Here is a 12,773-nt window from a genome sequence, read left to right as displayed (position 1 = left end):
TGCCCCGGGCGATTTTGCGTTGTGGGTCAGGCGTACGTGGCTTCGAGCCACTCGGCGAACGTCGGACCCGCCAATTTCGCGTGCGAACCCGGCAGCAGCCCACCGTTCTCGAACTGCTCACGATCCGGGTTCGCCTCATCACTCGACTCGATAACCTGGGCAGGCGCACCGAGCTTGGCCGCGAGCAAACCGGCCGCACCCGCCATCGTCTCCGGCTGCGGTCCCGCGATCTCAGGGAACGGCCCGTCGAGCGACTCCGGCAACGGGTGCACCGCCAATTCCACCAGCGCTTCGGCCACCGCACGCGCCGCGACCAACTGGGTGCGCATCTTCGGCAGGTATGCGACCTCGCCCTGGGTCCCCCACTGCACCATTACCTCGACCAACTCGTGGAACTGCGCTGCGCGCAGAATCTGCACCGGCAGCGGCCCTTCCAGCAGCGCGGCCTCATGCGCCAGCTTCGCGGCGTTGTATCCGGCGAGCGAACCATCGATGCCGATGATGGACACCACGACCAGCCGCTCGACGCCGGCCTTCTGTCCCGCCTCGTGCAGGTTGCGCGCCGCGGCTCGGAAGAATTCGGTCGCGATGGTCTGATCCGCGGACGGCGTGCTGGACGCATCGATGACGACATCCACACCATCGAGCGCCTCCACGAGCCCGACGCCGGTCTCGATATCCACTCCGTTGGCGCGGGAGAATGCGACGACCTCGTGCCCCTGCTCGTTCAGCACATCCACGACATGGCGGCCCAACCGTCCGGTCGCTCCGGCCACCGCGATCTTCTTGATATTCGACATGATCACCGCTCCTGTTTTCGCTGCGTTGTTCCGCTTTCACAGTGAGGACGACGCAGGGCGATCAAGTGTGACATGCCGTTCCTCGAGATCCCTTGACCTACTTCCTCGAAATCCTCTTAATGCGGCATTCATCCGAAACCCTTTCGCACGCCGCGAACTCCGGGAATGATGATCCAGTCGCGCCAACTTTCGAGCCACCAGGAAAACTGTGAGAAGCATTTCGAGATTCGTCTTAACCGTCATCGGTGCCCTCGTCGCCATCGCGCTCACCGTCGGCTTCGCCTCGACCGCGTCGGCCGCACCGGGCGAATCACCGGAACCGACCGCACCGGTCGCGACCCAGCCGATCGCCGCGGCAACCGAACCGACCCCGCAAGCCGACCTCATCGGCCAGTGCCTGGCACCCGGCGACACCATCGAGGTCAGGACGCTGGTCGGTGGTCTGCTCGGCGCCACTATCGGCGGCATCGCGGGTCTGCCCCTCTTCTTCGTCGGCGCGATTCCGGGATTGATCATCGGCGGACTCCTCGGCGTCCTCATCGGTTCCACCTCCTACGCCGTCGATGAAGGGCACCTTCAGCAGCAAGGCTTGTGCTAGTCACCCGCCCGACAACGTTGCGTCGGCAATCGCCGATGCCCCGTTAGGCCAACAAACACTGTTCCCGCGCACCGATTCGCGCGCCACGCATGATTTCCCCCGCGATTTCGTGCGCGGCGCTACAAAAGGCGCGCGGGAGCGCGTGTTGTTACCGAGGCAACTATTGGACGACGAGCTTGTCCCGAAAGTGGTTGCGCGGCAACGTGTTAGCGTACGAGCATGAGCTCGGGCACTGATCGATTCATAGACGCCGTATTCGACTTCGAACGCGCGGTGCACGCGCAGGACCCAGAAGCACAGCAACAAGCCCACATGGAGTTGCATCGCCTGTACCAATCGGCGACTCCGGAGGAAATGGCGCAGGGCGGAAAACGGCTCGCCGATGTGCTGACAGATGTACCGCCGGGACCGCGAGCCAATATCGCGGTCCTGATCGGCGCGTGCGTCGAAGGTGGCGCGGATCCGGTGGTATGCGCGCCGAGCGTGCTTGCCAATCTCGCCGAATCCCTCGACAGCGCAACCGAATTCGCGCAGCAGTGGGCGACCGCCGATGTCGGCGAAGCCCCCGATCCGGAGCATGTCGAGCTGGACCCGGAACTGTTCGAATACTTCGGCTTCGGCCCGACACTGTCGTGGTGGACGCTCGCCGACTGGAATCGGGCTGCGTTGGCCATGTTGTCGCACAAGGAAGTTCGACAGAAGTTCGGACACTCCGGTCGCGAGATCATCCGCGAGCGGCACGACGCACTCGGCGAAATCTCGGACCGGTGGGATAAATGCCTCGGCTACGCGTTGAGCGTGCTGGACGACGAGCCGGTCATCGTGCTGCACCGCGAGACCAACACCGGCTACGCCATGCGCATGACCGGCATCGGTGACAACTTCCAATTGCACACCCTGCTCGCCGACGCCCTCATCGGCGGCGGGCATATTCCGGGTGAGGCGCCGTCGGCGGAGGCGGTCGCGATGTGCCGCGATGTGCCCGGCATGGTGCACACCACCGGATCGTTCAATCTGGTAGCGCCGGATGGCAGCTGGATCTGGAACGAGGGCACGCCCTCCGATATTCCGGTCGTCGACGGCACCCATCTGCTGGTGCTGGATCCGCCTCCGTACCAACGTAGTTGGCCAGCCGGGCGCTTCTTCCCGAATATGGTCGGCGACCTTACCCTGGAACGGGTGCTCGCCCCGGATGAAACGGCCGCCTGGTTCGAGCGTGTATCACCGGCGAAGGGTCCCGACGAGGAGTAACTGCTGACGCCTTAGCCCAATCGGCGACTCAGCTCCCCCAGACAATCAGCGCCGCCCGCCAACTCGAATCCGCCAGCTCCACCTGGCATCGGCTCGAGCAGAAAATCAGCTCCACCCGGCGGCTCAGCTCCGGCCTGGCAGCTCAGCTCCGGCCTGGCAGCTCAGCTCCGGCCTGGCAGCTCAGCCCGGCCCCAGCTGGGGCGCCGGGCGGTGGGGCGTGCAGTGCGGCGTGTAGCGTGGCCGCCCATTGCGAGACGATCTGTTTGCGGCGCGCCGAGTCATCGGTCAGGACATCGGCCAGACCGAGTCCGCGTGCCATATCGAGTGTGGCTTGAACGAGGTGATGGGTAACCGGATCGTTATCGTCCACGCCCAGCGCCGCCACGGCCCGGCGATGCGATATACGCCCGAATTTGGCCTCCAGCGGCACAATTCGCTCCCGCAGTGCCGGATCGGCCGCCGCATGCGTCCACACCTGCAGCGCCGCTTTGAACAGCGGGCTGGTGTAGGAGTCGACCAGACCGGCCACCACCGCCTCGGTGCGCTCGACCCCGCCAGCCAGCGCGGCCATCGCCAGCGCCTCATCCTTGGACTGCTGGGTGCGGGTGTCGAACATGTACTCGAGTGCCGCGGTGATCAGGTCTTCCCTGGTCGGGAAGTGATGCTGGGCGGCGCCCCGGGACACCCCGGCCCGTTCCGCGACAACCGAGACCGTGGCCGCCGCCCAACCCATTTCGGCCAGGCAGTCGATGGTCGCCTCGAGCAGGCGCTGCCGGGTGATCCGGCTGCGGTCCTGCTTGGGTTCGTGGGGTGTCACCATCAGTTCACTCCGAACAGGCTGGCGGCCGTGGTGGCATTGGTCGTCGGCGAAATCACGGCGCTATTCTGCCCAGGTCGGTGGACGGCGCTGCAAGAAGGCCATCATGCCCTCCTGAACCTCCGGGGTGCCGAAGAAGCTCGCGGAACGTTTCGCCAGCTCCTCGGCGGAGCTGTCGAACTCAGCCAGGATGTCCGCGTTGACCAGTCGCTTGGCCTCGGCGAGACCCTGTGGGGAGCCCTTGCGCAGCTCCGCGCCCAGTCGGGCCACCTCGGCCGCCGGATCGTCGGCGGTGCTGGTGACCAGACCGATCTGCTCGGCGATATCCGCGCCGAACTTCTCGCCGGTGAGGTAGTAGCGACTGGCCGCGCGCGGGCTCAGCCGCGGCAGCAGGGTCAGCGAAATCATGAACGGCGCCAATCCGATTCGCACCTCGGTGAGTGCGAAACTGCTGCCGGGACCGGCGACGACGATGTCACAGGCCGCGACGATGCCCATACCACCTGCGCGCACATTGCCGTCGATCTGCGCGATGATCGGCTTCGGTGTTTCGACGAGCCTGCGCAGTACGCCGATCATCACCCGGGTGCGCTCATCGGCGGCAACGGCCGGATCGGCATTGCCGGCTTCACTCAGGTCGGCGCCCGCGCAGAAGGTATTGCCGGTGTGCGCGAGCACAATGACGCGCACGGCGGGGTCGGCTGCGGCATCGTCGAGGCCCTGCAGCAACTCCGCGACCAGCCGCGAGGACAGGGCATTGCGGTTGTGCGGTGAGTCGAGCGTGAGCATCGCGAATCCATTACCGACCGCATAGCGCACGTATGGCGCGGTGGATGTCTCGGTCATCGAGCCTCCTGTCGTGGCATCCGATCCCGCCTTCGTCGCCCCGGCATTGGAACGACGCGGGCGGAATATCAGTAGGACTTCGGCAGGCCCAGCGAGTACTGGGCGACGAAGTTCAGCACCATCTCGCGGCTGACCGGGGCGATGCGACCGATGCGGGCGGCCGCGAGCATCGCGGCGAGTCCGTACTCCTTGGTGAGGCCCGCGCCGCCGTGGGTTTGGATGGCTTGATCGAGCGCCTTGATACTGGCCTCGGCCGCAGCGTATTTCGCCATATTCGCGGCCTCGGCCGCACCCATCTCATCACCGGCGTCGTAGAGCGTCGCGGCCTTCTGCATCATCAGCCGGGCCAACTCCACCTCGACTTTCACCGCGGCGAGCGGATGCGAAATACCTTGGTGCGCACCGATCGGCGTCTTCCACACCGTGCGTTCCTTGGCGTATTCGACGGCGCGATCGATGGCGTACCGGCCCATGCCGACGGCCATGGCCGCGCCCATGATGCGCTCCGGGTTGAGGCCCGCGAACAGCTGCATGAGTGCGGCATCTTCCTTGCCCACCAGGGCATCCGACGGCAGGCGCACGTCATCGAGGAACAGTGTGAACTGGTGGTCCGGTTCGATAATGTCCATTTCCTGCGGCGTCTTGACGAAGCCGGGGGCATCGGTGGGCACGATGAACAGTGCGGGCTTGAGCTTGCCGGTCTTGTGGTCCTCGGTGCGCGAAACGATGAGCACGGCCTCGGCTTGGTCCACACCGGAGATGAAGATCTTGCGGCCGTTGAGGATCCAGTCGTCACCGTCACGACGCGCGGTGGTGGTGATCTGGTGCGAGTTCGAACCGGCGTCGGGTTCGGTAATACCGAAGACCATCTTGGCGGTGCCGTCGGCAAGTTTGGGCAGCCACAACTGCTTCTGCTCGTCGGTGCCGTATTTGGTGATGATGGTGCCGCAGATGGCCGGAGAAACCACCATCAGCAGCAGGCCCGCACCCTGCGCGGACAGCTCCTCCATCACCAGCGCGAGCTCGTACATGCCCGCGCCACCGCCGCCGTACGCCTCCGGCAGATTCACGCCGAGGAAGCCGAGTTTGCCTGCCTCATCCCATAATTCGGTGAGCGGCTCGTTCTTGCGCGCCTTCGGCAGCACATAGTCGCGGAAGCCGTACTTCGCGGCGAGCGCGGCGACCGCGGACCGCAGTGCCTTCTGCTCATCGGTTTCGATAAAGCTCATGCCTGCGCCTCGCTGACGCTCGGCTCCGGCATGCGCTTTCCGCACTGACACATGATTCGTTCGCTTCGCTCTCTCATGAGTTCTCCTGGGATTCGGTGGGATCGACGACGGCGAGCACTGCGCCGACATCGACCTGCTGGCCGACGGTGACATTGAGGGCGCTGAGCACGCCCGTGGCGGGCGCGGAGATGGTGTGTTCCATCTTCATGGCCTCCAGCCACAGAATCGGCTGGCCCTGTTCGACGGCGCTGCCGACCTCCGCGCCGATGCGAATCACGCTGCCCGGCATGGGCGCGAGCAGTGAACCGTGCGCGACCTGATCGGCCGGATCGCTGAAACGCGGCAGTCTGCGCACCGAAACCGGTCCGAGCGGCGAGTCGACACAGACCAGGTCGCCGTAGCGGGCGATATCGAATTGCCTACGCACCAGACCGCGTTCGCCCGGAACCGAGAGGACCACACGCTCCGGACCCGCCTCTACCAGTTCGAGGCCGTCGTGACCAGCAACCGCGACTCCGGTTCGGGTGAAGCGGTAACCGATGTCATGCGTTGCGCTGGTGCGGCTCTCGTACGACTTGTGCTGCGACTGCGAAGGTAGATTCCGCCAGCCCGCGGGCAGCCCGGCGCCGACCCTGGCCGCCTTCCGGTTCGCCGCGGCATCCGCGAGCGCGGCGGCGACGATGGACAGTGCCTGATCCGCTTCGGACACCAGCGGCGCGGACAGCGAATCCAATCCGTGCGTTGCGAAGAACGCGGTATCGGTGTCCCCGGCCAGGAATGCCGGATGGCGCAGCACCCGCACCAGCAGATCGCGGTTGGTCACCAGACCGTGAATCTTGGCTCGCTGCAGCGCTGTTGCCAACAACCGTGCAGCTTCACCGCGAGTCTCGGCGTAGGAGATGACCTTCGCCAGCATCGGGTCGTAATGCACACCGACGACCGAACCGTTCACCACACCGGTATCCAGGCGTACGCCGGGACGGTCGAGAATGTCGAATTCGGTTGCCACCAGCGGGATATCGATCCGATGCACCGTCCCGCTCTGCGGCTGCCATTCGTGCGCGGGATCCTCGGCATACAGCCGGACCTCGATCGAATGCCCACGTAGCGGTGGCGGCGCGGCAGCCAGCTGGCCGCCAGCCGCGACCTCGAGCTGAGTCCGCACCAGATCCAATCCGGTGGTGCATTCGGTGACGGGGTGTTCCACCTGCAGCCGGGTATTCATCTCCAGGAAGAAGAACTCCCCCGCCTCGTCGGCGAGGAATTCCACGGTCCCGGCACCGATGTAGCCGATTGCACCGGCCGCCAGTGTGGCCGCCTCGAACAATCGCTCGCGCATGCTCTGTCCATTGGCCGTGCGCGGGAGCCCTGCGTGGTCACGCTTCGCTGCCGCCTCCGGGCCTGACCCGCGCTCGCCGTCGATCCGCTGGACCAGCGGCGACGGCGCCTCCTCGATGACCTTCTGGTGGCGGCGTTGAATCGAGCATTCCCGCTCGCCGACGGCCCAGATAGTGCCGTTGGCATCGGCCATGACCTGGACTTCGATATGTCGTCCGGTCTCCAGGTACCGCTCGCAGAACACCGTCGGATCGCCGAATGCCGATTCGGCTTCCCTGCGTGCGGCGGCGATTTGGGGTTCCAGGTCGGCGAGCTCGCGCACCACGCGCATACCGCGCCCGCCACCACCGGCGGAGGCCTTGATCAGCACCGGCAGATGCGCCGCGGTGACCTCGGCCGGGTCGAGTTCGGCGAGTACCGGGACTCCGGCCGCATCCATCAACTTCTTGGCAGCGACTTTCGAACCCATCTGCTCGATAGCCTCGACCGGCGGGCCGATCCACACCAACCCCGCCGCCAGCACGGCCTGTGCGAATTCCGCGTTCTCGGAAAGGAATCCGTAACCCGGATGGATCGCATCAGCACCGGTGGCCAAAGCCGCCTCGATGATCAGCTCGCCGCGCAGGTAGGTCTGCGCGGGTGTATTGCCCGCAAGACGTACCGCCGCATCGGCTTCGGCGACATGCGGTGCCGCGGCATCCGCATCGGAATAGACCGCGACGGTACCGAGACCCATGCGACGACAGGTCGCGAAAACCCGACGGGCGATCTCACCGCGATTGGCTACCAGAACATTCGTGATAGGCCCACCCGGCACGCGAGCGCCGACCCTCATCGAATCGCTATGCGATGCTGTCATTTTCCCTCACATCCGGAAGACGCCGAAGCCATCGGCGCCCTTGACTGGGGAATTGTGGATGGCCGACAACGCCATTCCCAATACCGTGCGGGTGTCACGGGGATCGATCACACCGTCGTCATACAGCCGCCCCGACATGAACATCGGCAGCGATTCGGCCTCGATCTGCGCCTCGACCATCGCGCGCATCCCGGCGTCGGCCTCCTCGTTGAACGGAATGCCCTTGGACTCAGCGGACGCACGACCCACGATCGAGATCACACCGGCCAGCTGCGCACCGCCCATGACAGCGGATTTCGCACTGGGCCAAGCGAAGACGAACCGCGGGTCGTATGCGCGACCACACATGCCGTAATGGCCCGCACCGTAGGACGCGCCCATCAACAGCGAAATATGCGGCACCTTCGAATTCGAGACCGCGTTGATCATCATCGCGCCGTGCTTGATGATGCCCTTCTGCTCGAACTCCTTGCCGACCATGTAGCCGGTGGTGTTGTGCAGGAACAGCAGTGGCGTATTGGACTGATTGGCCAGCTGGATGAACTGAGTCGCCTTCTGCGACTCCTCCGAGAACAGCACACCGCGCGCGTTGGCGAGAATACCGACCGGATAACCGTGCAGCTCCGCCCATCCGGTGACCAGGCTACTGCCGTAGAGGGGTTTGAATTCGTCGAAATCGGAGCCGTCGACAACGCGGGCGATCACCTCGCGCGGATCGAACGGAATCTTCAGGTCGGACGGGACAATTCCGAGCAGATCTTCCTGGTCGTACAGCGGATCGATCACCTCGGCGCGCGGCGCCGGGCCCTGCTTCTTCCAGTTCAGCCGCTTGATAATGGAGCGGCCGATGCGGATGGCATCCTGCTCGTCGACCGCCAGATAATCGGCCAGACCCGAGACGCGCGCGTGCATATCCGCGCCGCCGAGCGATTCGTCATCGGATTCCTCGCCGGTGGCCATCTTGACCAGCGGCGGTCCGCCGAGGAATACCTTGGAGCGCTCCTTGATCATCACCGTGTAGTCGGACATGCCCGGGATATAGGCGCCACCGGCGGTGGAATTGCCGAAAACCAAGGCGATGGTCGGGATTCCAGCTGCGGATGCCCTGGTGAGGTCGCGGAACATCCGTCCGCCGGGTACGAAGACTTCCTTCTGGGTCGGCAGGTCCGCGCCGCCGGATTCGACGAGTCCGATTACCGGTAGTCGATTCTGCATGACGATGTCGTTCATGCGCAGGTTCTTGCGCAACGTCCACGGATTCGACGTGCCGCCGCGCACCGTCGGATCCGGTGCGACGATCATGCATTCGACGCCCTCGACAATGCCGATACCGCACACCACACTCGCCCCGACATGGAAGTCGCTGCCCCACGCGGCAAGTGGGCACAGTTCCAGGAATGGCGAATCCTCGTCGATGAGCAGTTCGATGCGCTCGCGCGCGGTCAACTTGCCCCGCTTACGATGCCGGGCCAACTTATCCGGGCCACCGCCGGCGATGGCCTTGGCGAATTCGGCCTCCACCTCGGCGAGTTTGGTGGTCATGGCCTCGGCCGCGGCCGTGTATTCCGGCGATGCGGTATCGAGGGTGGTGCGTAGTGTCGTCAAGACTGGTACCCCAATCGTTTTGCCGCCAGTCCGGTCAGGATTTCGGTTGTGCCACCGCCGATACCGAGAATGCGGATATCGCGATACTGCCGCTCGACCTCGGATTCGCGCATATAGCCCAGGCCGCCGAACAACTGCACGGCCTGATTGGCCACCCATTCGCCCGCCTCCACGGCGGTGTTCTTGGCGAAACACACCTCGGCGATCAAATCGGTTTCGCCATCGGCACTGCGCTGCACCACATCTCGGGTGTAGACGCGAGCCACGTCGATGCGGCGGGCCATCTCGGTCACCGTATTCTGCACCGCCTGCCTGCTGATCAGCGGGCGGCCGAAGGTCTCGCGATTGCGCACCCAGTCCAGGGTCAGATCCAGGCAGCGCTGGGCCTGTGAATACGCCTGCACCGCAAGCCCGACCCGCTCGCTGACGAAGGCGCCGGCGATCTGATAGAAGCCGGAATTCTCCGGACCGACCAGATTCTGCACCGGCACCCGAACATCCACATAGGACAGTTCGGCGGTATCGGATGCCCGCCAGCCCATCTTGTCGAGCTTGCGGCTGACCGTGAAGCCCGGCATGTCCTTCTCCACCACCAGCAGCGAAATCCCGCCGGAGCCCGGACCGCCCGTGCGCACGGCGGTCACCACGAAATCGGCGCGCACGCCCGAGGTGATGTAGGTCTTGGCGCCATTGACGATGTAGTGATCGCCATCGCGGCGCGCGGTAGTCGTGAGATGGCCGACATCGGAGCCGCCACCCGGTTCGGTAATGGCGAGCGAGCCGATCTTCTCCCCGGCCAGTGTCGGGCGTGCGAAGCGCTCGATCAGGTCTTCGTTACCGGAGGCGATGATGTGCGGTACCGCGATACCGCAGGTGAACAGCGAGGCGAACAGGCCGCCGGAACAACCGGCCTGATGCATCTCCTCGCAGACGATCATGGCGTCGATACCGTCACCACCGGAACCGCCTGCGGATTCCGGGAATTGAATGCCGAGCAGCCCGAGCGCTCCGGCCTTCTTGTGCAGTTCGCGTGGGATCTCGCCGTCGCGCTCCCAGGCATCGAGGTACGGAAGGACTTCTCGGTCAGCGAAACCCCTTACGGTGGCGCGCAATTCGCGCCGTTCCGGCGTATTCCACGGACTCATAGCAACTCCAATGGGATATCAACATGACGCGAGCGCAGCCATTCGCCGAGCCCTTTGGCCTGCGGATCGAAGCGGGCCTGATAGGCCACCCCCTGCCCGAGCAGACCCTCGACAATGAAGTTCACGGCACGCAGATTCGGCAGCACGTGTCGGGTAACAGTCAGCGGCGCGGCCTCGGGCAGCAGTTCCTTGATCCGCCGCACCGTCAGCGTATGCGCAAGCCAGCGCCACTGCTCATCGGTGCGCACCCATACACCGATATTGGCGTTGCCGCCCTTATCGCCGCTGCGGGCCAGCGCGATCGTGCCCAGCGGCGCTCGGCGAGTTCCGTTGGTGGGCAATGGCTCCGGCAGCTGCGGCTCGGCCACCTCCGCCAATTCCAGAGTGTCCGACGCGGGCGCGATATCGACGCGCGTGCCTTGCGGCAGCACCGCCGCATGCGGCACCTCGGCGGCATCGACGAATCCCGGCGTGTACACCCCATACGGCGAACCATTGCCGGGCAGGCTGGTGAAGTTGGCGCCCGGATAACTGGCCAATGCCAGCTCGACCGCGACATTGGAGAAGGAGCGGCCGACCTTGTTCGGATCCGGATCGCGCACCACGCAGCGCAGCAAAGCGCTCGCCTGCTCCTCGGTTTCGGCATCGGGCCGGTCGAGGCGCGCCAGCGTCCAGGTCAGCTCCGCGGGCCGCACGGGCAGCCAGGACTCCAACTGTCGTTGCGCCAGTGCGGCTTTCGCCTCGATATCGAGGCCGGTGAGGACGAACTCCATCTCATTGCGGAAACCGCCGAGGGTATTGAGCGACACCTTGAGCCGTGGCGGCGGCGCTTCACCGGTCACCCCGCTGATCAACACTCGATCCGGGCCTTCTCGACTCAGCTCGATGCTGTCCAGCCGCGTAGTGACATCCGGCCCCGCATAACGTGCTCCTTGGATCTCGTACATCAGCTGTGCCGCAACGGTATCCACCGTGACCGAACCGCCTGTGCCCTGATGCTTGGTAATGACACTGCTGCCATCCCTGCGCACTTCGGCGATCGGGAAACCCGGCCGTCCGAGATCGGTCAACTCGGTGAAGAACGCGAAGTTACCGCCGGTGGCCTGTGTACTGCACTCGATGACATGTCCGGCCACGACCGCACCGGCAAGCTGGTCGTAATCGGTTCGCCCCCAACCGAAATGGGCGGCGGCCGGGCCGACGATCACCGAGGCGTCGGTGACCCGACCGGTGACCACGATATCCGCGCCCGCATTCAGACATTCGACGATGCCCCAGGCACCGAGATAGGCATTGGCGGTCAGCGGCGACCCGAGGCCGAGCTCGCCCGCCCGGCTGAGCAAGTCGTCACCCTCGACATGCGCGACCTTGGCATCGAGTCCCAGATCCGCGGCGACCTTGCGTAGTTTCTCCGCGAGCCCGGCCGGGTTGAGGCCGCCCGCATTGGTGACGATCTGAACATTGCGTTCCAGCGCCAGCCCGAGGCAGTCCTCGATCTGCCGGACGAAGGTCTTGGCATAGCCGAGGCTGGGATCCTTCATCCGGTCGCGGCCGAGGATCAGCATGGTCAGCTCGGCGAGATAGTCCCCGGTGAGCACATCGAGTTGCCCGCCCTCGAGCATCTCCCGCATGGCACTGAGCCGATCACCGTAGAACCCGGAGCAGTTGCCGATTCGGATCAGCTCCGGATCGGCGGCCAGCATACTCATCAGCTGGAAGGCCCTCCTGTGCGGCGAACCGTCCCGGCGCGCCGCGTTGCGCCGCCGGTGAAGTCCGCGTTCCGGGTCCAGCATCACACCGGATCCAGAAAAAAGCAAGCATGCGTGCTTGTTAATTGCTCCCGTGCTTATCAGCGGACAGGATGCGCGAGGCAGAATGACCAGATGTCGTCCGTCATCCTGTTCGCGCTGGCCGGGTTCCTGCTGGGCGGGGCCTACTCCACCTGGAAGACCGCCCGCCCACTCGCCATCGCCCTCATGGTGCTCGCGGTACTAGCCGCCGCGGGTGCGGTCGTCTGGTTGATGTAGGTCCCACTCAACCACCACGGAGCGCGTCTTACGAGCAACGTCCGCGGCCCGTCTCACGTCCGTTGACCGAAGCGCACGCACCGCAGGCTCGAGGCCCCACCGCTGCACGAGCGCACCCCCGACGCCGAACGCCCCACACAAGCGACCACCACGGAACGCGTCCTACGAGCAACGTCCGCGGCCCGTCTCACGTCCGTTGACCGAAGCGCACGCACCGCAGGCTCGAGGCCCCACCGCTGCACGAGCGCACCCCCGACG

The 12,773-nt window shown here is 65.3% G+C and carries 11 protein-coding genes; 3 read left to right on the top strand and 8 right to left on the bottom strand.

Going from position 1 to position 12,773, the window contains the following annotated elements; translation table 11 throughout:
• Nucleotides 1–26 precede the first annotated feature (26 nt).
• Nucleotides 27–800: an NAD(P)H-binding protein gene (locus ACIBI6_RS26410; protein ID WP_364353812.1), complete on the bottom strand. Its 774-nt coding sequence runs from the start codon at nt 798–800 to the stop codon at nt 27–29.
• 208 nt (nt 801–1,008) lie between these two features.
• On the opposite strand from ACIBI6_RS26410, the gene ACIBI6_RS26405 reads away from it, so the two are divergent.
• Nucleotides 1,009–1,398, top strand: a complete 390-nt coding sequence (locus tag ACIBI6_RS26405) for a hypothetical protein (protein WP_364353815.1) — start codon at nt 1,009–1,011, stop codon at nt 1,396–1,398.
• A gap of 219 nt (nt 1,399–1,617) precedes the next feature.
• Nucleotides 1,618–2,649, top strand: coding sequence for a hypothetical protein (locus tag ACIBI6_RS26400; protein ID WP_396958219.1), 1,032 nt, complete (start codon nt 1,618–1,620; stop codon nt 2,647–2,649).
• 142 nt (nt 2,650–2,791) lie between these two features.
• On the opposite strand, the gene ACIBI6_RS26395 is transcribed toward ACIBI6_RS26400, so the two are convergent.
• The 7 genes from ACIBI6_RS26395 to ACIBI6_RS26365 all read right to left on the bottom strand — a co-directional run bounded on the left by ACIBI6_RS26395 (nt 2,792) and on the right by ACIBI6_RS26365 (nt 12,197).
• A complete protein-coding gene (locus ACIBI6_RS26395; protein WP_396958218.1) occupies nt 2,792–3,469 on the bottom strand; it encodes a TetR/AcrR family transcriptional regulator in 678 nt (225 codons plus the stop codon).
• 60 nt (nt 3,470–3,529) lie between these two features.
• Nucleotides 3,530–4,312, bottom strand: coding sequence for an enoyl-CoA hydratase family protein (locus ACIBI6_RS26390; RefSeq protein ID WP_396958217.1), 783 nt, complete (start codon nt 4,310–4,312; stop codon nt 3,530–3,532).
• A 68-nt stretch (nt 4,313–4,380) separates the two neighbouring features.
• Nucleotides 4,381–5,541: an acyl-CoA dehydrogenase family protein gene (locus tag ACIBI6_RS26385; RefSeq protein ID WP_364353827.1), complete on the bottom strand. Its 1,161-nt coding sequence runs from the start codon at nt 5,539–5,541 to the stop codon at nt 4,381–4,383.
• Between the two features lie 73 nt (nt 5,542–5,614).
• A complete protein-coding gene (locus ACIBI6_RS26380) occupies nt 5,615–7,738 on the bottom strand; it encodes a biotin carboxylase N-terminal domain-containing protein (protein WP_364353830.1) in 2,124 nt (707 codons plus the stop codon).
• 6 nt (nt 7,739–7,744) lie between these two features.
• On the bottom strand, nt 7,745–9,343 hold the full coding sequence (locus ACIBI6_RS26375) for a carboxyl transferase domain-containing protein (protein WP_364353833.1): 1,599 nt from the start codon (nt 9,341–9,343) through the stop codon (nt 7,745–7,747).
• Nucleotides 9,340–10,488: an acyl-CoA dehydrogenase family protein gene (locus ACIBI6_RS26370; RefSeq protein ID WP_364353836.1), complete on the bottom strand. Its 1,149-nt coding sequence runs from the start codon at nt 10,486–10,488 to the stop codon at nt 9,340–9,342. The genes ACIBI6_RS26375 and ACIBI6_RS26370 overlap by 4 nt, the downstream gene beginning before the upstream one ends.
• The gene (locus tag ACIBI6_RS26365) at nt 10,485–12,197 is read right to left on the bottom strand and encodes an acyclic terpene utilization AtuA family protein (protein ID WP_396958216.1); all 1,713 of its coding nucleotides are present in this window, start codon (nt 12,195–12,197) and stop codon (nt 10,485–10,487) included. The genes ACIBI6_RS26370 and ACIBI6_RS26365 overlap by 4 nt, the downstream gene beginning before the upstream one ends.
• A 174-nt stretch (nt 12,198–12,371) precedes the next feature.
• Between ACIBI6_RS26365 and ACIBI6_RS26360 the strand changes: the two genes are divergently transcribed.
• Nucleotides 12,372–12,515 (top strand): hypothetical protein, encoded by a 144-nt coding sequence (locus ACIBI6_RS26360; protein ID WP_364353843.1) that lies wholly within the window; start codon nt 12,372–12,374, stop codon nt 12,513–12,515.
• The last annotated feature ends 258 nt before the right edge of the window (nt 12,516–12,773 follow it).

The organism is Nocardia sp. NPDC050412 (assembly GCF_044458825.1).
GTDB lineage: Bacteria > Actinomycetota > Actinomycetes > Mycobacteriales > Mycobacteriaceae > Nocardia.
This window is presented reverse-complemented; position numbering and strand designations above follow the sequence as displayed.

Bases quoted from the DNA above. Each gene is read 5' to 3' on its own strand.
- ACIBI6_RS26410 (WP_364353812.1), bottom strand. From the start codon at position 800: ATGTCGAATATCAAGAAGATCGCGGTGGCCGGAGCGACCGGACGGTTG.
- ACIBI6_RS26400 (WP_396958219.1), top strand. From the start codon at position 1,618: ATGAGCTCGGGCACTGATCGATTCATAGACGCCGTATTCGACTTCGAA.
- ACIBI6_RS26395 (WP_396958218.1), bottom strand. From the start codon at position 3,469: ATGGTGACACCCCACGAACCCAAGCAGGACCGCAGCCGGATCACCCGG.
- ACIBI6_RS26390 (WP_396958217.1), bottom strand. From the start codon at position 4,312: ATGACCGAGACATCCACCGCGCCATACGTGCGCTATGCGGTCGGTAAT.
- ACIBI6_RS26385 (WP_364353827.1), bottom strand. From the start codon at position 5,541: ATGAGCTTTATCGAAACCGATGAGCAGAAGGCACTGCGGTCCGCGGTC.
- ACIBI6_RS26380 (WP_364353830.1), bottom strand. From the start codon at position 7,738: ATGACAGCATCGCATAGCGATTCGATGAGGGTCGGCGCTCGCGTGCCG.
- ACIBI6_RS26370 (WP_364353836.1), bottom strand. From the start codon at position 10,488: ATGAGTCCGTGGAATACGCCGGAACGGCGCGAATTGCGCGCCACCGTA.
- ACIBI6_RS26365 (WP_396958216.1), bottom strand. From the start codon at position 12,197: ATGAGTATGCTGGCCGCCGATCCGGAGCTGATCCGAATCGGCAACTGC.
- ACIBI6_RS26360 (WP_364353843.1), top strand. From the start codon at position 12,372: ATGTCGTCCGTCATCCTGTTCGCGCTGGCCGGGTTCCTGCTGGGCGGG.